The sequence below is a fragment of the Microcystis sp. 49638_E5 genome, assembly GCF_021300285.1.
Taxonomy (GTDB): Bacteria; Cyanobacteriota; Cyanobacteriia; order Cyanobacteriales; family Microcystaceae; genus Microcystis; species Microcystis aeruginosa_C.
The window spans coordinates 1-23672 of the sequence record NZ_JAJTDH010000054.1; the positions used below are offsets into that span (position 1 = coordinate 1).

General features: G+C 42.7%; 22 protein-coding genes and 2 pseudogenes. 19 read left to right on the forward strand and 5 right to left on the reverse strand.

All coding sequences use genetic code 11. From position 1 onward, the window contains the following. The 6 genes and pseudogenes from LW728_RS23245 to accD all read left to right on the forward strand — a co-directional run. Window positions 1–107, forward strand: a pseudogene (locus tag LW728_RS23245) (IS200/IS605 family accessory protein TnpB-related protein); the annotation flags it as partial. Between the two features lie 180 nt (window positions 108–287). Beyond that, window positions 288–695 carry a hypothetical protein gene (locus tag LW728_RS15140; RefSeq protein ID WP_287767176.1) on the forward strand — a complete coding sequence of 136 codons (408 nt, stop codon included), beginning with the start codon at window positions 288–290 and terminating at the stop codon, window positions 693–695. Continuing rightward, window positions 689–868: a hypothetical protein gene (locus LW728_RS15145; protein ID WP_287767178.1), complete on the forward strand. Its 180-nt coding sequence runs from the start codon at window positions 689–691 to the stop codon at window positions 866–868. Before LW728_RS15140 ends, LW728_RS15145 begins: the two co-directional genes overlap by 7 nt. A 137-nt stretch (window positions 869–1005) precedes the next feature. Next, on the forward strand, window positions 1006–1815 hold the full coding sequence (locus tag LW728_RS15150) for a prepilin peptidase (RefSeq protein ID WP_002802312.1): 810 nt from the start codon (window positions 1006–1008) through the stop codon (window positions 1813–1815). A gap of 101 nt (window positions 1816–1916) precedes the next feature. Then, the gene (locus tag LW728_RS15155) at window positions 1917–2066 is read left to right on the forward strand and encodes a hypothetical protein (RefSeq protein WP_002802311.1); all 150 of its coding nucleotides are present in this window, start codon (window positions 1917–1919) and stop codon (window positions 2064–2066) included. 19 nt (window positions 2067–2085) lie between these two features. Then, window positions 2086–3036: an acetyl-CoA carboxylase, carboxyltransferase subunit beta gene (accD, locus tag LW728_RS15160; protein ID WP_002802310.1), complete on the forward strand. Its 951-nt coding sequence runs from the start codon at window positions 2086–2088 to the stop codon at window positions 3034–3036. Between the two features lie 100 nt (window positions 3037–3136). On the opposite strand, the gene LW728_RS15165 is transcribed toward accD, so the two are convergent. After that, window positions 3137–3520: a Fur family transcriptional regulator gene (locus LW728_RS15165; RefSeq protein WP_287658860.1), complete on the reverse strand. Its 384-nt coding sequence runs from the start codon at window positions 3518–3520 to the stop codon at window positions 3137–3139. A gap of 31 nt (window positions 3521–3551) precedes the next feature. On the opposite strand from LW728_RS15165, the gene purS reads away from it, so the two are divergent. The 6 genes from purS to LW728_RS15195 all read left to right on the forward strand — a co-directional run bounded on the left by purS (window position 3552) and on the right by LW728_RS15195 (window position 7837). Further along, the gene (gene purS / locus LW728_RS15170) at window positions 3552–3827 is read left to right on the forward strand and encodes a phosphoribosylformylglycinamidine synthase subunit PurS (RefSeq protein ID WP_002802308.1); all 276 of its coding nucleotides are present in this window, start codon (window positions 3552–3554) and stop codon (window positions 3825–3827) included. A gap of 119 nt (window positions 3828–3946) precedes the next feature. Then, on the forward strand, window positions 3947–4633 hold the full coding sequence (gene purQ / locus LW728_RS15175; RefSeq protein ID WP_287664540.1) for a phosphoribosylformylglycinamidine synthase subunit PurQ: 687 nt from the start codon (window positions 3947–3949) through the stop codon (window positions 4631–4633). A 353-nt stretch (window positions 4634–4986) separates the two neighbouring features. Beyond that, complete coding sequence (cdf31, locus tag LW728_RS15180; RefSeq protein ID WP_002801908.1) at window positions 4987–5913, forward strand: CDF family zinc efflux transporter Cdf31; 927 nt, start codon at window positions 4987–4989, stop codon at window positions 5911–5913. Window positions 5914–5959: 46 nt separating this feature from the next. Next, the gene (rfbB, locus tag LW728_RS15185; protein WP_002801907.1) at window positions 5960–7036 is read left to right on the forward strand and encodes a dTDP-glucose 4,6-dehydratase; all 1077 of its coding nucleotides are present in this window, start codon (window positions 5960–5962) and stop codon (window positions 7034–7036) included. A 194-nt stretch (window positions 7037–7230) separates the two neighbouring features. Continuing rightward, window positions 7231–7479 carry a 30S ribosomal protein S16 gene (gene rpsP, locus LW728_RS15190; protein ID WP_002780060.1) on the forward strand — a complete coding sequence of 83 codons (249 nt, stop codon included), beginning with the start codon at window positions 7231–7233 and terminating at the stop codon, window positions 7477–7479. Beyond that, window positions 7472–7837: a KH domain-containing protein gene (locus LW728_RS15195; protein WP_287664545.1), complete on the forward strand. Its 366-nt coding sequence runs from the start codon at window positions 7472–7474 to the stop codon at window positions 7835–7837. The genes rpsP and LW728_RS15195 overlap by 8 nt, the downstream gene beginning before the upstream one ends. A gap of 9 nt (window positions 7838–7846) precedes the next feature. Here LW728_RS15195 and obgE read toward each other — a convergent pair whose 3' ends face one another. Further along, window positions 7847–8875 (reverse strand): GTPase ObgE, encoded by a 1029-nt coding sequence (gene obgE / locus LW728_RS15200; RefSeq protein WP_002801904.1) that lies wholly within the window; start codon window positions 8873–8875, stop codon window positions 7847–7849. Between the two features lie 387 nt (window positions 8876–9262). Next, a complete protein-coding gene (locus LW728_RS15205) occupies window positions 9263–9484 on the reverse strand; it encodes a hypothetical protein (protein WP_253257691.1) in 222 nt (73 codons plus the stop codon). A 272-nt stretch (window positions 9485–9756) separates the two neighbouring features. On the opposite strand from LW728_RS15205, the gene sppA reads away from it, so the two are divergent. Then, window positions 9757–11568, forward strand: a complete 1812-nt coding sequence (gene sppA / locus LW728_RS15210; protein ID WP_287767179.1) for a signal peptide peptidase SppA — start codon at window positions 9757–9759, stop codon at window positions 11566–11568. A 54-nt stretch (window positions 11569–11622) separates the two neighbouring features. Then, window positions 11623–13782, forward strand: coding sequence for a ComEC/Rec2 family competence protein (locus LW728_RS15215; protein ID WP_287767180.1), 2160 nt, complete (start codon window positions 11623–11625; stop codon window positions 13780–13782). Here LW728_RS15215 and LW728_RS15220 read toward each other — a convergent pair. Then, window positions 13772–14302, reverse strand: coding sequence for a universal stress protein (locus LW728_RS15220; RefSeq protein ID WP_287767181.1), 531 nt, complete (start codon window positions 14300–14302; stop codon window positions 13772–13774). The two genes, LW728_RS15215 and LW728_RS15220, sit on opposite strands and share 11 nt — an antisense overlap. 609 nt (window positions 14303–14911) lie before the next feature. On the opposite strand from LW728_RS15220, the gene LW728_RS15225 reads away from it, so the two are divergent. Together LW728_RS15225 and LW728_RS15230 are read left to right on the forward strand one after the other, a co-directional pair. Further along, window positions 14912–15298 (forward strand): hypothetical protein, encoded by a 387-nt coding sequence (locus LW728_RS15225; protein WP_002801899.1) that lies wholly within the window; start codon window positions 14912–14914, stop codon window positions 15296–15298. A gap of 2 nt (window positions 15299–15300) precedes the next feature. Beyond that, window positions 15301–16245 (forward strand): NAD(P)-dependent alcohol dehydrogenase, encoded by a 945-nt coding sequence (locus LW728_RS15230; protein ID WP_002801898.1) that lies wholly within the window; start codon window positions 15301–15303, stop codon window positions 16243–16245. 235 nt (window positions 16246–16480) lie between these two features. Here the strand turns inward: LW728_RS15230 and LW728_RS15235 are convergent, their stop codons facing one another. Then, window positions 16481–17716 carry a bifunctional sterol desaturase/short chain dehydrogenase gene (locus LW728_RS15235; RefSeq protein WP_287664563.1) on the reverse strand — a complete coding sequence of 412 codons (1236 nt, stop codon included), beginning with the start codon at window positions 17714–17716 and terminating at the stop codon, window positions 16481–16483. Between the two features lie 212 nt (window positions 17717–17928). On the opposite strand from LW728_RS15235, the gene LW728_RS15240 reads away from it, so the two are divergent. The 3 genes and pseudogenes from LW728_RS15240 to LW728_RS15250 form a co-directional block, all read left to right on the forward strand. Next, the gene (locus LW728_RS15240) at window positions 17929–19356 is read left to right on the forward strand and encodes a glycosyltransferase family 2 protein (protein ID WP_287767182.1); all 1428 of its coding nucleotides are present in this window, start codon (window positions 17929–17931) and stop codon (window positions 19354–19356) included. 517 nt (window positions 19357–19873) lie between these two features. After that, window positions 19874–20224: pseudogene (locus LW728_RS15245) on the forward strand (helix-turn-helix domain-containing protein); the annotation flags it as partial. Between the two features lie 484 nt (window positions 20225–20708). Further along, window positions 20709–23672 (forward strand): beta strand repeat-containing protein (locus tag LW728_RS15250; RefSeq protein ID WP_353845708.1); only part of this gene is annotated, 2964 nt, incomplete at its 3' end.

Here is a 23672-nt window from a genome sequence, read left to right on the forward strand (position 1 = left end):
TCATGGGTTCCTACAATATTTTACGAAAAGCATTCCCAAATGTGTTTAACCGCTATGGGATAGAGAGGTGCGTAGTTCACCCAAGGAGAATCAATCTCTCGAAGTAAAAGTGAAAGGAATTTCTGAAATGGAATTCAGTCTGTCTATATTTGACTATACTTTTACTAACTATTATTACTGGATGCTTAAGAGGGGAGATAGTGGTATCTTTTCCCCTATAATAGGCGATGACAAACTAATCAACCATCTGCACATCCGATGAATTAGCAACAGTTGCCAGTGCAGTCATGATTACTGGTATGGCGGTGGCGATGTTGGATGCGGGGATAATTTCCACGGCGGTCGAGGCTGCCGGTTTAAGGAAAGAAGTGGCGGAGGCGGCCATAAATTATCCTAATAATGATATTATTCAGACGCTATTTTCTCAGGAAGCCGTAGAAAAAGCGCAAGTTAATCCCCCAGCAAAAATGGAGATCAAAGCAGCCGATTTGCAACCGGATACGGCGATCAATAAAATTAATGATGCTGTAGCGGTGTTGAGAGGGAAAGCAACGCCCGAAGATCTGCAAGAGTACAAGGAATTTATTTATAATTGTGCCGAGACAGTAGCGGCAGGGGCGGGTAGCGGTTTATTTGGCACTGATAGTCCGAAAGTTAGCGAGAGGGAAACTGTGGCCCTAACTAGGGCTTGCTGAAAAAGTTTTTCGGTGGTGGCAGGGTGTGGGGTGTGGGGTGTGGGGTGTGGGGTTTTATCGATTTTCAGGTGGTCAACTACCTAATTTTCAGGGAAAAAGTAACCTTATCCAACAAGATTTTTAGATTTATTCAGCAAACCCTAACTAAGCTAAAGGCAGCTATAGAACTCTAATGTTTGAGTTATGGAGGTTATCTTAGTGGTGAGGTAATGCTCGAAGGGCTGCCATGCCGTCTTAACCGGTAATTTTAGATAGGCAAGCAGCTTAACCGGGTATTCTAGGAAAGTGATCGGATTTCAACCTTGAATCTATGGAAACCCTCTTTCATCTAGTTACTTTTGCCTTTGTCTTTGCTTTTGGTGCCTCGGTGGGCAGTTTTTTAAACGTGGTCATCTATAGATTACCTCAGGGGATATCTCTAGTGTATCCCCCTTCCCACTGTCCGAAATGTCACCATAGGTTAGGTAAAAGCGAGAATATACCCGTTTTCGGCTGGTTATGGCTAGGGGGTCGCTGTCGCTGGTGCAAAACCCCGATTTCTGTCCGTTATCCAGCGATCGAAACTTTTACCGGTTGGTTATTTTGTCTGGTTTTAGGAGGTTTTAGCTTTTCTTGGCAGACCCTAGGCTATTGGATTCTCCTCAGTTGGTTATTAGCTTTAGCTTTGATTGATTTTGACACGATGACGCTTCCTAACTCCCTCACCCAATCGGGATTAGTTTTAGGGATAGTTTTCCAAGCACTTCTAGGTTGGCAAAATAATCAAACTGTTATCTATCTCTTTTCAGCGATCGCTAGTGCAGTTTTAGGAGTCTGGTTATTTGATCTGATCCGGTGGGGGGGAAGTTTTGCCCTCAGACAGCAGTCCATGGGGGGAGGAGATGCCAAATTAGCGGCCATGATCGGTGCTTGGTTAGGATGGCAAGCATTATTAGTCACCGCTTTTCTGGCCTGTGCTATCGGGGCGGTGATCGGTATGACGGGCATTTGTCTCGGTAAAATGGCAAAAAGACAAGCTATACCCTTCGGGCCATTTCTTGCCCTCGGCGCTCTGATGAGTGTCTTTTGGAGTGATAAGATCATCTCAGCCTATCAAACCATTTTTTTGCCTTTGTTGTAAAAAAGCTATCTTGTCATTAAATCTTGATACAATAGTCTTCTGTGTCTTGGATCACCATTAGAACAACCCCCAGTCTAGGGTAAGCCGATTGGCTAGAGGAAATGCTCAAAGCTCACGACATCCCCAGTCGCGTTATCGCTATTGGCCTTGGTATTTATTGCGGCCAGGGGCATCAGGCCGCCCTACAAGTGCGTCCCCAAGATCGCTGGACAGCACTTTTGTTATTAAGTCCTCTAGAGGAAAGTCTATAAATTGTCTTTATTTTAAACTATGTCTCTATTTGATTGGTTTGCAAATCGCCAAAAAACAGAACCCAAGGTTCAACAACAACAGGAACGAGAAATAGCCGATGGTTTGTGGACAAAATGCCCAAATTGCGGCGTTTTGGCCTATACAAAGGATTTATTAGCTAATCAACTGGTTTGTCTCGATTGCGGTCATCATAATCGGGTGGAAAGTGAAGAAAGAATTCGCCAGTTAGTGGATGCTAATACTTGGAATTGCCTCGATGAACAGATTCGACCGACGGATCCGCTCAAATTTCGCGATCGGAAAAGTTATAGCGATCGCTTGCGGGAAACCCAAGAAAAAACTGGTCTGACTGATGCTGTCCACACGGGAACGGGGACGCTCGATGGTTTACCCTTAGCTTTAGGGGTGATGGACTTCCGTTTTATGGGGGGCAGCATGGGATCGGTGGTGGGAGAAAAACTCTGTCGTTTGACGGAACACGCTACCGATGAACGTTTACCCCTGGTGATTATCTGCGCTTCCGGCGGGGCGAGAATGCAGGAAGGAATGTTAAGTTTAATGCAGATGGCCAAGATTTCTGGCGCTCTTAACCGGCATCGGGAAGCAAAGTTACTCTATATTCCTGTCTTGACTAATCCCACCACGGGGGGAGTCACGGCCAGTTTTGCCATGTTGGGAGATATTATTATCGCCGAACCAAAGGCTACTATCGGTTTTGCTGGTAAGCGGGTAATTGAACAGACTTTGCGCGAGAAATTGCCAGAAGGTTTCCAAACATCGGAATACCTATTAAAACACGGTTTTGTCGATGCGATCATTCCTCGTCCCCATCTCAAGAAAACCCTCGCTCAATTAATTAGTTTACATCAGCCCTTTTTCCCCTTGTTATCCCCCCTCAACAGCCATCATCACTACAGTCAGCCGGAGTTAATCCCTGTGAAAACAGCCCAAGGTCAAACAACAGTTTAATCTTTGTAGGACGGCACTGGAGTTGGGAGTGCCGGAGTTGAGAGCCTGAGCATTTGTACTAAAATTTCCCGATGGGCAGTTTCAATGCAGTACAGCTTACTTAACTGGGTTGACAGTGATCGCAAAGTCCAAAAAATTCGAGAGTATGGTAATAAACCTTGAATTGGTGGGATTTTTCGAGTTTTTCTTCCAATTCATGAACGGGACACTCATTAAAGACGATAGACCGACCGCAATGAATACAGGTAAGATGGTGTTGATCCTGCTGAAGGGAACTGTAGAGGGATTCTCCTGTGGCTAGGGTTCTCACCTGAACTGCACCCTGTAGCTTTAGGGATTCTAGGGCGCGGTAAACAGTGGCTAACCCCATATTTTGGTCACGCTGACGGAGTTCCACAAACAATTCTTGAGCGGATACTGCCCGATTTAAGGTTTTGAGTAAGTGGATAATGCGCTCTTGCGATCGGGTGCGTTGGGATTTCATATCAAAAAGGTCAGCGATCAAATTTAATTCTATGCCAAAAAATTATCAGTGCTGTATTTATGTTACCCTGCGCCCTTCGGTTCTCGATCCGGCGGGTACGGCGGTAGAGTCGGGATTAAAGCAATTAGGTTATGATACTGTAGCCGGGGTGCGAATTGGTAAGTATATTGAGCTTACCGTGGCAGCAGAGGATGAAACCAGCGCTCGCGCACAATTGGATCAAATGTGCGATCAACTATTGGCTAATCCTGTAATTGAAAATTATCGCTTTGATTTGCATTGTCAGGAGATAGGAGATAAGGGATAGGGATTAGGGGATAGGGAAATGGGAGAATGGGGAAATTCAACTAAAACCCTAACACCCTAACAGCCTAACACCCATCTGATGAGAGCTTTTTGCAAAATGAATTAACCAAGTTAAAAATTATGAAGTTTGGGATTATTGTTTTCCCCGGATCGAATTGCGATCGAGATGTGGCAACGGTGACGGAGGGGATTTTTCAGCAACCTACCCGCTATATTTGGCATCAAGAGACGGATCTAGCGGATTTGGATGTGATTGTGGTGCCGGGGGGATTTAGTTACGGCGATTATTTGCGCTGTGGTGCGATCGCTCGATTTTCACCAGCGATGAAAACTGTCCGAGAAGAAGCCGAAAAAGGTAAATTAGTTTTAGGCATCTGTAACGGTTTTCAGGTATTAACGGAAATTGGGCTGCTACCCGGTGCGTTAATTCGCAATCGCGATTTACATTTTATCTGCGATCGAGTGCCGGTAAAAGTGGAAAACAATCAATATGTCTGGACGCGAGGTTATCAACCGCAACAGGTGCTTAATTTGCCGATTGCTCACGGGGAAGGGCGTTATTATGCCGCAGAAGATACGCTAAAATCCCTGGAGGATAACGGTCAAATTCTCTGGCGTTACTGTACTCCCACAGGAGAGGTAAATGAGTCAGGAAATCCCAACGGATCGTTAAATAATATTGCGGGAATTACCAATAAAGCAGGAAATGTGCTAGGAATGATGCCTCATCCCGAACGCGCCGCCGATCCGCTGCTCAATTTGACCGATGGGAGTCTGTTATTTCAGGAGTTGATCAATTGTTGTTGACTAGACCTCTTGTAAAAATCAAAAATTGTTGTTGGGGTCAGGAGTCAGTAGTCAGGAGAATTAAAAATGAATAATAATCAATTAAATGGTCTATTTACAGACTTGAGGCAATTCAATCCTTATTTTTGCCGTTTTTAAACCCTCAAATAGTTGGGGTTTTGGGGTTTTGGGGTTTTAGTTGAAATTTCCCTGATAAGTAGCTGGTTATAATTAAATTAAAAATGGACTTTAGGTTCGATCCCCCCTGCCCCCCTTGATAAGGGGGGTGCCGATAGGCGGGGGGATCTGATAACTTTTAACGCCTACCTACTTAACTGATAACTGATAACTGATAACTGATAACTGATAATCCTGTGGCTGTTTTAAAAGATAATCGGGCTACCGTCCAAAAAGTTCTCTGGATCACCCTGCTGCTGAACATTTTGGTTATGGCGATCAAAGCGGGGGTGGGTTTGAGAATTGGTGCTTTAAGTCTGCAAGCGGATGCTCTCCATAGTGTCACCGATAGTGCTAATAATGTCTTGGGATTAGTAGCGATGCGGTTTTCTTCTCCCTATCCCGATCGAGATCATCCCTACGGACATCTGAAATACGAAGCGATCGGAGCTTTAGCGATCGCCGCCTTTTTGGGGATTGCCTGTTTTGAAATCTTGCAAGGGGCGGTCATGAGTATTATCAAAGGAGGCAAACCCGTCGAGATTGCAGGTCCTGAGTTATGGCTATTAATTATCGTTTTAGGGGTGAATATTTTTGTCACCTATTATGAAAGATCCGTGGGGCAGCGTGTCGGTAGTCCGATTTTGATTGCCGATGCTCGTCATACCATGAGTGATGTGTGGGTGACAATTACGGTTTTATTGGGTTTAGTCGGGGTTTGGGTGGGCAATACGGCTAATATTCCCCAATTACAATGGTTAGATGTGATTTTGTCCTTTCCCGTCGCTTTTTTGGTGTTTAGCAGTGGTTGGAAAGTCCTGATGGAGAATTTACCTTTGTTAGTGGATGAAATGGCGATCGCTCCTGAAGTGATTCATCAAATTGTCATGGAGGTGCCGGGGGTGCTTAATTGCCATGCGATCGCATCTCGGGGAGTGGTGGGAAGACAGGTATTTATAGAAATGCACCTAGTTGTCTCCGCTCAAGATGTGGAAACTGCTCACGCAATCACGGAAGCGGTAGAAGCAAGATTAACCCAACAATTTAGCCCTGTGAGAATTTTAATTCACGTTGAACCGCCGGATTATCGTTCCGATCAGATCACTTTTGATGAAGAAGTGTGAAGCAAAAAAGCCTAAAATAAGTAGCGAACTTTTGCTAGAGGTGGCCATGGCGACAGAAAATCAAGCTAGAAACATAGTAATTACTGGTGGAGCGGGATTTATCGGCTCGAATTTTGTTCATCATTGGTGCGAGAATTATCCTGAGGATCGTGTCATTGTTCTCGATGCTCTTACCTATGCGGGCAATTTGAATAATTTAGCGACACTGAAAGATAGAAAGAATTTTCGTTTTCTGCAAGGGGATATCTGTGATCGAGCTTTAGTTGATCAATTATTTGCTGGTGAAAATATCGATACAGTTGCCCATTTTGCCGCCGAATCCCATGTGGATCGATCGATTCTTGGACCTGGGGCTTTTGTGCAGACTAATGTGGTGGGAACTTTTACTCTATTAGAAAGTTTTCGGCAACATTGGTTAAGTAATCATCAACCGGATAACTATCGTTTTCTGCACGTTTCCACCGATGAGGTTTATGGCAGTTTAGGAGTAGATGATCCAGCTTTTACCGAAACTACTCCCTATGCTCCTAATAGTCCCTATTCTGCCTCAAAAGCGGGGAGTGATCATCTAGCGAGAGCTTATTTTCATACCTACGGAATGCCGACAATTATTACTAATTGCTCTAATAATTATGGTTCCTATCATTTTCCCGAAAAGTTAATTCCTTTGATGTGTATTAATATTCTTTTGGGTAAACCTTTACCCGTTTATGGTGATGGTCAAAATGTTCGAGATTGGTTATATGTGCGGGATCATTGTCAAGCTTTAGATACAGTTATTCACAAGGGAAAAGTGGGAGAAACTTATAATATTGGCGGAAATAATGAGGTAAAAAATATCGATTTAGTCAGGATGTTATGTGAGTTAATGGATGAATTAGCTCCCGATTTACCCGTGAAACCTGCTCAGAATTTAATTACTTTTGTCAAGGATCGCCCTGGACACGATCGCCGGTATGCTATTGATGCCAGTAAAATTCGCACCGAATTAGGTTGGCAACCTCAAGAAACCGTAGAGGGGGGATTAAGAAAAACCATTCAATGGTATCTCGATCATCGGGATTGGTGGCAACCTTTGTTATCCAAAGAATATCAAGAGTATTATGGGAAAGTTTACGGTTAGAGAGGGGTAAAAACTTTAATCTTAATTTTGGGTGTGTTAGCCAAAACTAACACCCTCAAACCTTGTACCTCACTATTAAGATATCGGCGTTATTTTCAATAATATCGAAAGGCTGCCCACCGTTCCCTCGATCGCCACTTGTGGAAATACCGCCTGGATGAGTTAGAATCGGAAAGGAGAATTTTTGAGTAACCATGATCAAATTACGTCTAAAACGCTTTGGTAAAAAACGCGAAGCCAGTTATCGTATCGTTGCGGCCGTTAGCACCAGTCGTCGCGATGGTCGTCCCCTAGAGGAGTTAGGATTCTACAATCCCCGCACCGATGAAGTGCGTCTGGATGAGGAAGGGATTATCCGACGCTTACAACAAGGAGCGCAACCGACGGACACCGTGCGCGGCATTCTCACCAAACAGAAAATTTTCGAGAAAATCAATGCCTAGTACCCCCAATTATCTCGAACTGGTGAAATTTATGATCGAGCCGTTTTTAGAAGATCCGGCCAGTCTGAGATTGGATATCGAGCGCTGTAAGGAAAATGAACGTCTTTGGGTGCGTGTAGCCTTCGATGATGCCGATAAAGGCAAAGTTTACGGCCGGGGAGGACGCAATTTACAGGCGATTAGAACTACCCTAGAAATGGCGGCCGCGAGTGTGGGTCGCTCTCTTTATCTAGAAGTCTATGCGGCCGAAAATGAAGCTGAACAGCGCCGCACCCGTCGTTCTAATGGTAACTTTGAAGGTACGGAAAGAAGACCGAGCAATCGCCGACCACCCGCACCCCGGCAACCCAACAACTAACGAGCGATTTTAGGAAAACAGGGAAGGGGTTTCAACCTCGACCCTCTCCAGTTGCTCTAATTGCTGCCAAACTTTGGCGAGTAAAGTGGTTAATCCGGCTCCCGTCACGGCGGAAATAGTCAAAATCTCGGCATTGGTTATTTTAGCAAACTGCTTTTGGTAGTTATCTATCGTTTCCTCGTCCACAGCATCAATTTTGTTGAAAACCAGTATTTGCGATCGCTTTTCCAATTCCCGACCATAGGCGGCTAATTCCCCTTGAATAATTTGATAATCGGCGATCGGGTCTTCTGATGTCAAGGAGACAAGATGAATTAACAGGCGTGTGCGTTCGATATGGCGTAAAAATTCGTGTCCTAAGCCGATTCCTAGATGCGCTCCCTCGATTAATCCAGGAATATCGGCGAATACCGTCCCATCTCCCGTGGGTTTGCGTACCACTCCCAAGTTAGGAATGAGAGTCGTAAAGGGATAATCGGCGATTTTGGGACGAGCAGAGGAAACGGCCGAGATTAGGGTGGATTTTCCCGCATTGGGCAGCCCGATAATGCCCACTTCCGCTAATAACTTCAATTCTAGGCGTAAATGGCGTTTTTCTCCGTCTAAACCGGGTAAAGCGTATTCGGGTGCGCGATTATTATTACTTAAAAAGTGGCGGTTGCCTAATCCCCCTTTTCCCCCGGCAGCCACGATTAAAGTCTGTTCGGGAGTGACCAAATCGCCGATAATTTCCTCGCTATCGAGATCGTAAACCACTGTACCACAGGGAACTTTAATAATGCGATCGCTACCGTTGGCTCCCGTGCAGTTGTTCGGACCGCCCCGTTTACCGTCATCGGCCTTAAAATAGCGACTATACTGGAAATCTAGCAGGGTTTGCAGGTTCTGAGTCGCCACAAAAATCACCGAACCACCTTTTCCCCCATTACCTCCGGCCGGACCGCCGGCGGGGACGTATTTTTCCCGACGGAAAGCGACAATTCCATCACCTCCCTTACCCCCCTCTACTTCTATTTCGGCGCGATCAATAAACTGCATAAGATTAAGTAGTTAAAGTGAAAAAATGATCAAGCTTAAAGCTGTTATATGTTAATATCTTGCCAATTTAAAGCTTCTGCAAATCCCTGAAAATGTTTGACATTAGTAGTAGTGTGGAAGGAACCACAGAGACACAAAGGACACAAAGATCGCTACCATATAAGTTAAACTTATCACACAAAGAATAAGAGAGCCGATATTGTTTTTTTATAACTGCCAATGAGCAAGAATAAGTAATAGGACAAAATTAACTTCTTAGTTAGGATAGGCAAAAGGCACTCATGCAAGAGGTAGTTAGATATGTCTAATTAATTGTGTCCAGCTACTTAATAATATCCACATCAATATTGTAATTATCAGCCGTTTGTTTGCCAATCTTTAGAGTTTCTAGCCAAGGCTATAAAGCTTTAAACCTAAAGGACGAGCATTATCAATCGCGGTCTGAAAATTGAGCAAACACTGGGAAATTTCTTGGTCTTGCTCATCGGTTATTTGTGACCGTTTTTGTCGTCTTTGTTCTAAGATAGCCAAAGCCGAACGATTTCGTTTAATTTGTTCTTTTCGCTCCCAATCTGGATAATTGACGAGTTTGGGTTTTAATTGATTCATCTCTTTTAAGTAGGTAGGTGTTAAAAATTGCCAGACACCCCCCTTATCAAGGGGGGAAGGGGGGATCAAAGACAGAATCTATCTTCAATTTAATTGATTCATCTCTTTGACTGGAAATTGTCTATCACAATCTTAGCCGATCCCTTGACATCTCACAACTCCAGTCACTATCCCCAAGACTTTAAGTACATTTGTTCGTAAATAAAAAACTTGTTTCTGGGCGGGGAATCCCTACAATAGGAAACAGGATAATTAGTAGCAGATGAAAACCGATGGGCCAGTTTTTTAAACAAACTTTCGCTAGTTGCTTGGGAACTTTATTGGGATTATTGGCATTTTCGGTCTTAGGTGTGGGGGGATTAGCATTTTTACTGCTTTCTTCCCTTATGTCTAGCGATAGCTCCTCAGTTAAGGAAAAATCGGTCTTAGTTTTTAACTTAGCCACCAATATCAGCGATGCTCCCCCTAGTTCCAGTTTAGCCGATAGTTTGACCGGTGAGAGTGCGACCACTTTAAATTTGCGACAGGTGATAGCGGCGATCGAAAAGGCCACCCTTGATGATAACATTGTCGGTCTGTTACTCTATGGTCGCGACAATATCGGTGAATATGGCTATGCTACCCTGACGGAAGTGCGGCAAGCTTTGGCAAAATTTCGCCAATCGGGTAAAAAAATTATCGCCTACGATATGGAATGGACGGAAAAGGAATATTATCTCGCTTCCGTTGCTGAAACGGTGATTATTAATCCCGTGGGGAGAATGGAAATTAATGGTTTAAGTAGTCAACAAACCTTTTTTGCCGATGCACTAGAAAAGTATGGTGTGGGGGTGCAAGTGGTAAAAGTGGGTTCTTTTAAAGGTGCAGTGGAACCCTATACGCGTCAGGATTTAAGTGTCCAGAATCGTCAGCAGCTGCAAACCCTACTCGATACAATTTGGTCTAATTATAGTTCCACAGTGGCCAAAAGTCGCAATTTAACCCCCCAACAGGTGCAAACTATTTCTGATACTCAAGGTATTCTGGAAGCAACCACAGCGAAAAAGGCGGGTTTTGTCGATGAAGTGGCCTATTTAGATCGAGTAATTGTTTTGGCTAAAGAGTTGACAGGAGAAGCAAAAAATAAAACTAATGAGGAGGAAAATTCTGGCTCTTTTTCGCAAATTTCTTTAGCTAATTATGCTAGTTCTCTCGATGAGGAGGAAAATAGTAGCAATCAAATAGCGATAGTTTATGCAGAAGGGACAATCGTAGAAGGTCAGGGAGATAGAGGCCAAATCGGTGGGGATAAATTGGCGAAGGAACTGCGAAAATTACAGGGGAAGGAGGAGGTGAAAGCGGTAGTTTTGCGGATTAATAGTCCGGGGGGAAGTGCCACCGCTTCTGAGGTGATTCTGCGGGAAATTAAGCGTTTAGATGCGACCAAACCGGTAATTATTTCTATGGGTGATGTGGCAGCTTCTGGGGGTTATTGGATCGCCATGGGGGGTCAAAGAATTTTTGCCGATAATGATACAATTACTGGTTCGATCGGTGTGTTTGGATTATTGTTAAATATCCAGAAGATTGCTAATAATAATGGCATCGATTGGGATACGGTAAAAACTGGACAATTAGCCGATATATCTACTATTACCAGACCGAAAAATCCCCAAGAATTAGAAATTTATCAAGCGGCAGTTAATCGGTTCTATGATTTATTTATCGAGACGGTGGCCCAGGGGCGAAAATTATCTCCAGACAAGGTTAGAACTGTGGCCCAAGGTCGTGTCTGGACGGGAAAAGATGCGGTTAAAATTGGTTTAGTTGATCAAATTGGTGGTCTAGAAGCGGCCGTGCAATATGCGGCCAAAACAGCTAAATTAGGGGATGATTGGAGTCTTCAAGAATATCCTCGATCGCAAAGTTGGCAAGAAGAACTTTTTTCTAATTTCTTGCAAACCTATCTTCCTCCTCTCACTAAAAATAATCATCCTTTGACGCAGGAATGGCAAAATTTTCAGCAGGAATTATTGAAGTTACCTACATTCAACGATCCCCATAGTGTTTATGCTAAGTTACTTTTTAATCTCGATTTTCGCTGATACTTATGTAAAAATAATGCCCGCTAATTCTGAAATTCTTTAACAAAAATTTCTATGAATCGCCCTAATAGCGTTATTCTTGGTTTAGCCTATATTCTGGGATTATTATCTACAGGTCTGGTAGATTTTAGTCCCTGGTTAAACCGATGGCAAGAAGTGGTAATTAGAATTGTTATTCTTGGTTTAATTACCCTGTTAACCACAACTTTTATCCGTCGTTTTTGGTGGCAAAGTCCCCCGAAACAAATTTGGCTGATAGCGGGATTAATAGCTATCTTTGCGGTTGTTTATCTGGAAATTCGTACTCCTTACCCCAGCGCAAATGATATCAGTCATCTTTTAAAAAATAATGTAGTTAACTCTATTAAAATCACGGGCAATATTATATCAGAAATTCGTCTCAATCGCCGAGAAAATTTACAATTTTGGTTAGAAGTAAAAGAATTTAGCCTCAAGGATTTACCAACAAAAAAATCCACGGGTAAACTCTACGTTACTCTGCCAAATCTAGCAGAAAATCAGGTTTATCCCGGACAAGAAATAACAATTAAAGGATTACTGTATCGTCCCCGTCGTGCCAATAATCCCAATGCTTTTGACTTTGCTAATTATCTAGCGCGTCGGGGTGCTTTTGCTGGTTTAAAAGGGGAAATAATTATCAATAAAAAGTCACCGACTTGGGGAGTTTGGCAGATTCGTCAGCGCATTGTTGAGGCACAAATTCAAGGACTAGGCCAAGAAAAAGGGACTTTATTAAGTTCGATTACCCTCGGACGACAAGCAGTTAATTTGCCAGCAAAAATCACTGATTTATTTATTAAAACTGGATTAGCTCACATTTTAGCAGCTTCTGGCTTTCATGTGGCTATTTTGTTGGGATTTGTTTTAACTATTACTCGCAATTTATCCCCCAAACAACAGTTTATTATTGCCCTTACTATCTTAATAATTTACGGTACTTTAACAGGGTTACAACCTTCAGTCCTGCGGGCGATTTTGATGGGAATTGGGGCATTAATCGGTCTGCTTTATAATCGACAAGTTAATAGTTTAGGTTCCCTGTTACTAGCGGCTACAATTCTATTATTATGGCAACCTCTCTGGATTTGGGATTTAGGATTTCAGTTAAGTTTTTTAGCGACTTTGGGATTAATTATTACCGTTCCTTTACTGAAAAATAAAATCGACTATTTCCCTAATTTAATCGCTGAACCTATAGCTATTAGTCTAGCTGCTACTCTCTGGACTATGCCTTTATTAATGTTTACCTTTAACTCGATCGCTCTTTATAATATCCCCATTAATATTATCACAACCCCCCTAGTTACCCTAATTAGTTTAGGAGGAGTTTTTACTGCTTTTTTAGGTTTAATTTATCCCCCTTTGGGCAGTATCAGCGCTAGTATTCTCTATTACCCTCTAGAGTTATTACTGCAAATTACCAACTTTTTTAGTCTGCTTCCTTTTAGTACCTACTCCACAGGTAAATTATCTTTAGGAGTGATGTTAATTATTTATATTTGCCTTACCTTAATCTGCTTTAATCTCTGGTTTCGTCAACGGTGGCATTTAATCGGTTTATTTATCCTCGCTGTAATTTTAATACCGATTATTTATCAGCATTTAACTTTAACTCAGGTGACAGTTTTAGCCACCAAATCGCAACCGGTAATAATTATTCAAAATCGAGGAAATACTCTGTTAATTAATGGGGAAGAACCCGCAACAGCACGTTATACAGTTTTGCCCTTTTTGCGACAGGAGGGAATTAATCAAATACAAGGTGCAATAACTGTCAATAATTCGGCGCAATTCTCAACTATTAGTGAGGATATACCGATCAAAAAAACTATTAATTTATCCCGGTTAGAAAAATTTAATCTCGGCGAAATTACTGGACAATTGATCGAGAAAAATTTATTTAAATTTCAGGTGAAAAATCAATCTTGGCTCTGGATTATCAACCCGAAAAATCCCGTTAATTTATCCCAAGAATTTAGCCCCCTAGTGTTATTATGGCAGGGAAGCAATCTAGATAAACAATGGTTAGAGTCCATTCGACCACAGACAGCGATCGCTGTTACTAACAATCTCTCCCGTAATGCCAGAAATCAACTGAGAAAGGCTAGGATTAAGACTTACTGGACTGGGAGAGATGGAGCAATTCAATGGACAGCAAAAAATGGATTTCAACCCTTTCTAATTAATGAGTGATATGTACCACCAAAACTGAACAGGGAGCATGATGTACCACATAATTACTGACACTACCTAAGATTAACTCAGATAAACCCGATCGACCGTGACGACCAACAATAATTAAATCTATCCCCTCTTGCTGGGCAACTTGACAAATTTTCTGGCCCGGATCACCGATATAATAATCAGCCCGGGCTGTGATATTATCTTCCTTAGCTCGATCAACTAAACCGTTTAACCAGGCTTGTAATTCCGCCTGCATTTCTTCGGTGATTTGTTGTTCCAAGGCGATCATATCGGGGGGATAACCGCCACCATAACCGATCAGATTACCATAAATAAAAGTTTCCGTGTAGGGAGTCAAAGGTTTGGACAGACTATAAATAATCCGCAACTCACTAGCGTAGGTTTTTGCTAAGAGGATGGCCGTATTCAATACCTCTGGAGTGACATCTTGATAATCCACAGCCACGAGAATTTTATTATAGAGTTTGTTGGTATCCCGATCGACTGAGAGTGTTTCCGTATTATTCATAGAATTAACCTCCTCGATAGCAGATAACTTCAGGGTTGAAGTTGCCTTTTTCCCATCGGCTGCCAGCAATACTCTGGGGAAATAGTCAAAAATTGCTGAAAGCTGATGACTGATGGTTGACGCTCCCCTACCTCTAGTGTGACATTTTTCGGATAATCTAGCTGAATTACCAAGAAAATTAACAATTTACCCTACTGTCACCCCCTCTTCTGCTCCAAGCACCCATCATTTGTTGATACATATCATAGTCAGAACAGGATCAAGATTACATCTATATTGGCGCTAATGGGGGATGATACATTGAAAGCGGATGTTTAAAGCTGTCCTGGCGTGTGAACCTCTTACAAATAGATTATATTTATAGATGTTAGTTCTTTTACACGCCTTTTTTTCCCTTTTTAACCCCAAATCCGTTTTTAAGCAGAAGTTATTCAAAGAGGGCGAATACAATTCGCCCCTACAATAAATAATATTATCGCGCCAATGGTAGGGGCGCACTGCGTGCGCCCAAAATGTCATCTAGATATTTCGACCAAATTGAGATGCAGCCTTTGCCAAGGGCAGCTAAAGTGTATAATCCAATTAGAGCGAGTTCTAAACCAACAACTTATGATTAGTCGCTACATTGTTGCATGGCTCCCGATGATCGTAATAGGAATTAGTAACGGTATCCTCAGAGAAAGCACCTACGGAAAATATCTCGATGAACTACGCGCTCATCAAATTTCTACCCTGACAGGAATCCTTTTTTTTAGTCTTTATATTGGCACTCTTGTCTATTTTTGGGGTCTAGAATCCTCCATTCAAGCAATTACTATCGGTTTAATTTGGTTACTATTAACAGTGGGTTTTGAGTTTCTGTTTGGTCATTTTATCGCCGGTCACTCTTGGTCAAGATTAGGGCAAGATTATAATCTTTTAGCGGGACGAGTTTGGATTTTGGTTCTCTTGGTCATTACTTTTGCTCCTCTACTATTTTATCAACTTTTTTCTTAATTATGAAAGCTATTATCATTAATCGCTATGGCGATAGTAATGTTCTCCAATACACCGAAATAGAAAAGCCAATTCCCCAAGGGAAAGAAGTCTTAATTAAGATTATGGCAGCGGGAATTAATCCGATTGATTGGAAGATTCGTCGGGGGATGCTCAAAATAGCCACAGGTAATAAATTTCCCCTGCAATTAGGTTTTGATTATGGGGGAATTATCGTTGAAAAAGGCAGTCAGGTGGAACAATTCCAGATCGGAGATGAGGTTTTTGGTTTTCTCAATCAATTACCCGGTAGAACCTATGCTGAATATGCAATTATTCCCGCTTCCCTCTTAGTTAAAAAACCGCATAATCAGAGTTTTATTGAAGCTGCCGCCACTCCTTTAGCCGCTTCTACCGCTTTGCAAGTCTTGCGGGATTTTGGCGGCATTCAAGCAGGAAATCGGATTTTAGTTAATGGTGCATCGGGAGGAGTGGGTAGCTTTGCCGTGCAGATAGGAAAAATTTTCTCTGCGGAAGTAGATGGAGTTTGTAGTAGTAAAAATATCGATTATGTCACCTCTTTAGGAGCAGATAAAGTTATCGATTATACCCAAGAAGATTGGAGAAAAACTGAGCAGAAATATGATATAATCTTCGATGCTGTGGCTAAGTCTTCTTTTTGGCACTGTCGTCAGCTTTTAAAACCCCAAGGGACCTATATAACCACCCTACCAAATCCCGGAATTATCCTCTTAAATTATCTCAGTGCTTGGTTGCCCCAAAAAGGGAAACTGATATTTTTTGCTCAAGCACAAGCGTCCGACTGGCAATTTCTCAAAGAAGCGATCGAATCGGGAAAATTAACTGTTAGAATTGATCGCACCTATACTTTTTCCCAGGTGGTAGAAGCTCATAATTATAGTGAATCGGAAAGAGTGCGAGGAAAAATAGTCTTAATCCCCGATTAAGGATAAATAGTTAGGGATTGCTGAATAAATCTGAAAACCTTGTTGGGTAACACTTTTAGACCTTTTGTCAATCAAAAAGTACCAGATATGGGAGTGATCGGGGGGAAAATCCCTGGACTTTTTCCCTGAAAATTAGGTAATTAACCCCCTGAAAATGGGTAAAACCCTACACCCCACACCCCACACCCCACACCCTGTCCCCACCAACAAACTTTTTGCTGCAAACCCTAAATAGTTAGGGATTTTCCCGATTTTTTGGGGAACGAGTAAATAGTTTTAAGTAGGTAGAAACAGAGAATTCTTTAATTGGGAAGGTGATAAAAGTCAAGGGATTAATAGTAATAATAATATTGCGGCTATCCCTCTGTACCGCCTTGATAATCTGTTTAGCCACCCAATCGGCGGACATAATACCCACAGGATTTAAATTACTCTTAAAAGGGCCAAGAATTAGCTTTCTCACCACACAGGGGGCATCTAAACGACGCAGGGTAATCATATCACCGATCGCCCGTTTACTGAGTTCGTAGAGGGGACTAAAGGCAGGATTAACCTCCGCTTCCGAGGTATTCACCCAGACTTCCTTGCGGGCAATTTGCTCGTTAGTGCGGACAGTTTTGAAGAATAATTCCATTAAACGCCAGACGGAAAAAGTATTCACTTGGTAGGCTAATTCGATCGCTTCTGGGGTTCTTTGGCCGTGGACATTAACGCCATGATTTAAAATTAGTATATCTACAGACTTAAATAGGTCCTCAAGTTGCGTTTCTTCACCTATTTGCCATTTTACGGTTTTTACAGGTACTGATTCGCCGTTAATTTCAATAGCGATCGCATTGTCCCCGGAAGTGAGCGCGATTACCTTGGCTCCCTTCAGTTGTAGGTACTTTAACAGCGATCGCCCTAAAGTTCCATTCGCCCCGGTAATGGCGATCGTTTTGCCCTTGAGAGAAAGTGCCGTCCCCATCAATTTATCCATAAAGGTGAAAGTGCCACAATAATAAGCCTTTTGGTTATCAAAATGGTGTCGCCAGTGGTAGGTACGATTAACGCGCCATTGAGCGGGAAAACTCTCAAATTGCCCCGGACGATGGGTTAAATCGGTTAATTCCTCCAGATTGGCGATCCCTAAACCTCGACCGATCGCCGTACTGAGAAAAGCCAAAGTATAAAGGGAACCTAACCAACCCAACCAAGGGCGATCGAACCCCCAAGAGTAGGCCAATAGTACCGGTAAAACACTGGCAGCCAACATGACCAAGGCTTCCGGTACATCATTGTACCAGTGCGCCCGACGATAAATTTCCTTGCTCATTACCGACAGATCGGGACGAAAAACCCGATGATGCCAGACGTGCAGACGATAAAGGGGCTGCCAATGGTGGGCTAGAGCATGATAGCTATCACGCACGATCTCCACCCAAATAATTGAGCCACAAATCAGTCCGACACAGAGGAGCAGGTTTGACATAAGGGATAAATGTTAAATTTTTCTCAACGAATGTAAACAAAGCAATCTTAGCCGAAAAAGCGCATTTATAGGGAAAAAAAAGCCAATAGCTTGAAAAACTAGGGTTTATTTCCCGAAAAAACTTAAGATTCTGTTAAAAATTTTAACAATTTTCGGTAAGATAAAGCAAGAAATAAGCTTCTACTGGAACAGTTACTTAACCTGAGTCGATTATGGCAGAAAATTATTGGTCGCGAGAGGATGATAACGAAGAATTAGACCCGATTGGTTCCCTCCTATCTGACTGGTCCGATCCCGAAGACGAGGAGGACGAATTTAGGAGCGAAATTTTTCAAGGCCGATCGGGACGCAGACAGAAAGCGGCTTTTAGCCTCATGGCGATCTGGACAATAATTATCGGACTTCATTGGCTTAGTTGGGGTTATTGGGCAATTATCGCCTTAACTATGGTACTATCGGGGCAAGCTTTGCGGCTGCTGTTCACCAAACCAGAAACGCCGCCAATTCCCTTACTGGATAAGGATTTAGCCTCTGTCCCCGGGGTTTCTCTCTTAGTAGCGGCCAAAAATGAAGAAACCGTAATCACGAAACTGGTTAATTATCTCTGTCATCTAGACTATCCCCAAGATAAGTTAGAAGTTTGGATCGTCGATGACTATAGTACCGATAACACGGGGGCGATTCTCGATCGCCTTGCTTTAGAATATCCCCAATTAAAAATTCTTCATCGTCCTGCTAATGCCGGAGGTGGCAAATCCGGCGCCTTGAATCAGGTTTTATCCCTAACTAACGGGGAAATTATCGGCGTATTCGATGCGGATGCGGGATTATCCTCCGATTTACTGCGTCATGTGGTGCCGATGTTCGACGAGCGAGAAGTGGGTGCGGTACAGGTGCGAAAAGCGATCGCCAATGCCGACGAAAACTTCTGGACAAAAGGACAAGCGGTAGAAATGATTTTTGATAGCTGTTTCCAACAGCAACGGATCGCGGTGGGAGGGATCGGAGAATTGCGCGGAAATGGTCAATTTGTCCGACGTAGTGCCTTAAATCGTTGCGGGGGTTGGAATGAACAAACGATCACCGACGATCTTGATTTAACTATTCGTCTCCATATCGATAATTGGAAAATTAATGTCTTAAATTTTCCCGCAGTAGCGGAAGAAGGGGTGAAAACCGCGATCGCTTTATGGCATCAGCGCAATCGCTGGGCCGAAGGTGGTTTTCAGCGTTATCTCGACTATTGGAAAGCGATTTTAAAGTCTCCCATGCCTTGGCCGAAAAAGTTTGATTTAATTGCTTTTTTGATTGTTCAATATATCTTACCTGCGGCCGCTATTCCCGATCTTTTAATCACTATTACCCAGCATCAAGCTCCGATTTTAACGCCTTTAACTGGTTTGGCTCTTTCCCTTTCTCTCTGGGGTATGGTGACAGGATTAATCCGGGTTAATACGGGTAAAAAATTCACTTTCGCTCTCGGTTTAAATATCCTTGCTCAAACCATTCGCGGCATGATTTATATGATGCACTGGTTTATTATTATTCCCAGTGTCAGCCTACGGATGGCTTTGCGTCCTAAACGTTTAAAATGGGTGAAAACCGTTCATCTGGGGGAACATCTCAGCGCCGAGGTTTAATTTTTGAGGATAGACTCCAAAAATTTTGGCTTTATCAGACCTGAAATCCCATGTCAGCCAAGGTTACAGCCTTTGGAAACCCCTTTCGGAAAAATTTCCAATTTCCTTAATCATGCTTGCTGCCAATAATGTGTTAATTTGGATACAGAATTGAATTCCGTGACAGCACTGGGGTAGCGAAAAGCGCTCGCTCCAGTTTTTTTTATCTAAATCGGGGTTGGGGGTTAGGGGGAGTAGGGAGAAAAAAGCTGATGGCTCTCTTGGGTTTGCTGGGGAAAATGTATTCTAAGATACAGTCCTGCGGGGGAGCGAATGGAACGAACCACAAAGACACAAAGGACACGAAGATTGATCGCTACCATATAAGTTAAATTTATCACACAAATAATAAGAGAGCCAGCTGACGGCTTACCATCTCAATCATCAAGATAGCTGCTCAATTGAAAATAGGGCAATTATTGGAGCCATGAGGTACAATAGAAGGCAAATAGACAAATAATTGAGAGTCAGAGCAGACATGAGACCCTATTCAGTAGATTTTCGCCAAAAAATTATCGATGTCTGGGAAAAAGAAAAAATTTCTATTCGAGAACTAGCCAAAAGATTTAATGTGGCCAAAAGCTTTATTCAAAAGTTATTGAAACAATATCAAGAAACTGGAGATATCCGTCCCCGTCCCCAGGGAGGGAGTCCCCCAAGCAAGTTAAATAGTGAGCAATTAGTAATTCTTGTCGAAATCATCGAAGCTAACAGGGATGCAACCCTGCAAGAATTATCTAACTTACTCTATGAAAAGACAGAGATTAAAGTCAGTAGAGCCACCCTAGGGCGAATTACGAAAAAACTGAATCAAAGTTTTCCCAAAAAATTCCACAGGAGTCCGAGAAAGTTGGCGAAAAAGTAACATGGTTTCCCATTTGCTTGTCGATGAAGTATTGGTTAAGTAACTGGTTATAATTAAATTAAAAATGGATTTTAGGTTCGATCCCCCCTGCCCCCGTTGATAAGGGGGGTGCCGATAGGCGGGGGGATCTGACAACTTTTAACGCCTACCTACTTAGTTTTGACGTTAGCGCTCGCCTTTTTAACCTTCAGTCTTGAGAAAACGGGTTTCTCCGAGAAACCCGTTTTCTGATGGCTTGAGGTTTAACCGCACCGAATTTAATTTGATTTTCTCTGATTCATGAATAAACCTGATGAAAAAAAAAAAAAAAATAAGCATACTTTATATTCTATTGACAGTAGAAAAAAACGCTCTCAAAATGGTGGAGACGATTAATTGATGGTTTAATAGTTTTTTTTAGCCTAACCTCGACTGGCTACGTTTGCGGAAAACAGGCTGACTCGGCTGAATAAATAATAGCCAAGCAAATTGTGGGCATTGCCCACCCTACACAAGCCGAAATTTTAGTCAAATTCCCCCGATTGAGGTACTTAGTGATGAGGTTTTAGGGACGGCGAATGGTGCTTATGCCAGTAGTACGAATAAGATTTATCTATCAGCATCTTTTTTAAATACGGCTTCGTCAGCAGTGATAGTTAATGTAATCTTAGAAGAAATTGGGCATTATGTGGATGCTCAAATTAATCCGGTGGATAGCGCGGGAGATGAGGGGGCAATTTTTGCGGAGTTGGTGCAGGGAAATAGTCTGGATGTGGCAACCTTAGACGCTTTACGAGCCGAGAATGACCAGACAACAATTATAGTAAATGGGGAAATTATTCAAGTAGAACAGGCGAATTTAACGGGTACTAATGGTAATGATAATATTACGGGAACTTCTGACAGTGATAATATTTCTGGGTTAGATGGCAATGATACTTTAAGTGGTTTGGGGGGATGGGACAGTATTTATGGAGGTAATGGTAATGACTCTCTTGACGGTGGGGATGGAGATGATTACTTTACCAATGATGCGGGTAATGACACGATAAATGGTGGTAGTGGTAATGATCGCTATGATGCTAACTACAGTAGTGCTAGTAGCGGTTTAACCATGACCTACAATACTGCTACCGGGAGTGGGACGATTACTGTTGGTACAGAAACTGATACCTTTACTTCGATTGAGAGTTTTAACGGGTTTAAGGGAACTGAGTATAATGATGTCATTTTTGGCGGTACAGGAGGTGAATCTTATTATTATTATGGTGGACTCAAAGGTGGAAGTGGTAACGATACTATTTCAGGTAATGCTGGTTATGACGACATTTATGGAGAGGATGGAAATGATGTCCTCAATGGTGGTGCTGATAATGATCAACTTTATGGTGGTAGTGGGAATGATCTCCTCAATGGTGATGCAGGAGATGATTACTTTACCAATGAGGACGGTGAGGACGGTAATGACACGATAAATGGTGGTAGTGGGATTGATCGCTATGAGGCTGACTACAGCTATGCTAGTAGCGGTTTAACCATGACCTACAATACCGCTACCGGGAGTGGGACGATTACTGTTGGTACAGAAACTGATACCTTTACTTCGATTGAGAATTTTAACGGGTTTAAGGGAACTGAGTATAATGATGTCATTTTTGGCGGTACAGCTGTTGAGGCACTCAAAGGTGGAGGTGGTAACGATACTATTTCAGGTAATGCTGGTGATGACGGAATTTATGGAGAGGATGGGAATGATGTCCTCAATGGGGGTGTAGGTAATGATCAGCTTTATGGTGGTAATGGTAATGATCTCCTCAATGGTGATTCAGGAGATGATTACTTTACCGGCGATGAAGGCAATAATGACACGATCAATGGTGGTGCTGGTAGTGATATATATGAGGCTGACTACAGCTATGGTAGTAGTGGTTTAACCATGACCTACGACACCGCTGGGAGTGGAACGATTACTGTCGGTACAGAAACTGATACCTTTACTTCGATTGAGAGTTTTAACGGGTTTAAGGGAACTGATTATAATGATGTCATTTTTGGCGGTACAGCAGTAGGTTACGGTTACTATGAATATTTGTATGGTAGAGAGGGTAACGATACCATTTCAGGTAATGCTGGTGGTGACATCATTTTTGGAGAGAATGGGAATGATGTCCTCAATGGGGGTGCTGATAATGATCAGCTTTATGGTGGTAATGGGAATGACACCCTACAAGGAACAGATGGCGGTACAGGAGAATATGATTATTTAGTAGGAGGAACAGGAAGCGATCGCTTTATTCTTGCAGATACGACAAAGACCTTCTATGATGACGGTTTGACAGCTACTGAAGGTACTAGCGACTACGCGTCAATTGCCGACTTTAGCACCACTGATGACACAATTCAACTACGGGGTGCAAGTAGTGACTATCTCTTAACAGTTTCTGGTTCCACTACTAATCTCTACATCAACAAACCAGGAAACGAAGCAGATGAACTGATTGCTTATATCAGTAATCAAACAGCATTAAGTCTAACTGCTAGTTATTTTAGCTATGTTTCTAGTCCTACTCTTCCCAGTATTACTCTTGCAGTTTCTCCTAGTAGTGTGACAGAAGATGGGACAACAAATCTGGTTTATACCTTCACTCGTAGCGGAGTAACCACTAATTCTTTAACTGTCAACTATACAGTTGGGGGGACAGCAACCAATGGAACCGATTACACTTCTATTCCCACCAGTGTCACCTTTGCTGCTGGTTCATCCACTGCTACCGTAACCGTTGACCCCACTGCTGACACAACTGTTGAAAATGATGAAACCGTCATTTTAACCCTCGCGACCGGGACTGATTATACAATAGGTACGACCACCGCAGTTACCGGGACGATTACGAATGATGATAGCAATGTCACCCTTCCTAGTATTACCCTTGCTGTCTCCCCTGGAAGTGTTACCGAAGACGGGACAAGTAATCTCATCTACACCTTTACCCGTAGCGGTTCCACAACCAATTCTTTAATAGTCAATTACAGTATTGGAGGGACAGCAACCAATGGAAGCGATTACGCTTCTATTCCCACAGGTGTCATCTTTGCGGCTAATTCTGCGACTGTTACCGTAATCGTTGACCCCACTGCGGATACTACAGTTGAAGATGATGAAACCGTCATTTTAACCCTCGCTTCTGGGACTGGTTATACAATAGGTACGACCACCGCAGTTACCGGGACGATTACGAATGATGATAGCAATGTCACCCCAATCGAAGCTTTTGGTAACACCAAATTAGTCCAAGACACAACTAACAAACTTTACGCACAAATTGGCGATAACAATCCCATCGCCATCAAAATTGGTGCCACTCAGATTACCACAAATAGCTATTCAGGTTGGCAAACTCTAGCAGCAGAAACCGTCAACGGAGTCAATCAA

Coding starts and splice junctions, on each gene's coding strand:
- LW728_RS15140 (WP_287767176.1), top strand. CDS start 288: ATGATTACTGGTATGGCGGTGGCGATGTTGGATGCGGGGATAATTTCC.
- LW728_RS15150 (WP_002802312.1), top strand. CDS start 1,006: ATGGAAACCCTCTTTCATCTAGTTACTTTTGCCTTTGTCTTTGCTTTT.
- LW728_RS15155 (WP_002802311.1), top strand. CDS start 1,917: ATGCTCAAAGCTCACGACATCCCCAGTCGCGTTATCGCTATTGGCCTT.
- accD (WP_002802310.1), top strand. CDS start 2,086: ATGTCTCTATTTGATTGGTTTGCAAATCGCCAAAAAACAGAACCCAAG.
- LW728_RS15165 (WP_287658860.1), bottom strand. CDS start 3,520: ATGAAATCCCAACGCACCCGATCGCAAGAGCGCATTATCCACTTACTC.
- purS (WP_002802308.1), top strand. CDS start 3,552: ATGCCAAAAAATTATCAGTGCTGTATTTATGTTACCCTGCGCCCTTCG.
- purQ (WP_287664540.1), top strand. CDS start 3,947: ATGAAGTTTGGGATTATTGTTTTCCCCGGATCGAATTGCGATCGAGAT.
- rfbB (WP_002801907.1), top strand. CDS start 5,960: ATGGCGACAGAAAATCAAGCTAGAAACATAGTAATTACTGGTGGAGCG.
- rpsP (WP_002780060.1), top strand. CDS start 7,231: ATGATCAAATTACGTCTAAAACGCTTTGGTAAAAAACGCGAAGCCAGT.
- LW728_RS15195 (WP_287664545.1), top strand. CDS start 7,472: ATGCCTAGTACCCCCAATTATCTCGAACTGGTGAAATTTATGATCGAG.
- obgE (WP_002801904.1), bottom strand. CDS start 8,875: ATGCAGTTTATTGATCGCGCCGAAATAGAAGTAGAGGGGGGTAAGGGA.
- LW728_RS15205 (WP_253257691.1), bottom strand. CDS start 9,484: ATGAATCAATTAAAACCCAAACTCGTCAATTATCCAGATTGGGAGCGA.
- sppA (WP_287767179.1), top strand. CDS start 9,757: ATGGGCCAGTTTTTTAAACAAACTTTCGCTAGTTGCTTGGGAACTTTA.
- LW728_RS15215 (WP_287767180.1), top strand. CDS start 11,623: ATGAATCGCCCTAATAGCGTTATTCTTGGTTTAGCCTATATTCTGGGA.
- LW728_RS15220 (WP_287767181.1), bottom strand. CDS start 14,302: ATGAATAATACGGAAACACTCTCAGTCGATCGGGATACCAACAAACTC.
- LW728_RS15225 (WP_002801899.1), top strand. CDS start 14,912: ATGATTAGTCGCTACATTGTTGCATGGCTCCCGATGATCGTAATAGGA.
- LW728_RS15230 (WP_002801898.1), top strand. CDS start 15,301: ATGAAAGCTATTATCATTAATCGCTATGGCGATAGTAATGTTCTCCAA.
- LW728_RS15235 (WP_287664563.1), bottom strand. CDS start 17,716: ATGTCAAACCTGCTCCTCTGTGTCGGACTGATTTGTGGCTCAATTATT.
- LW728_RS15240 (WP_287767182.1), top strand. CDS start 17,929: ATGGCAGAAAATTATTGGTCGCGAGAGGATGATAACGAAGAATTAGAC.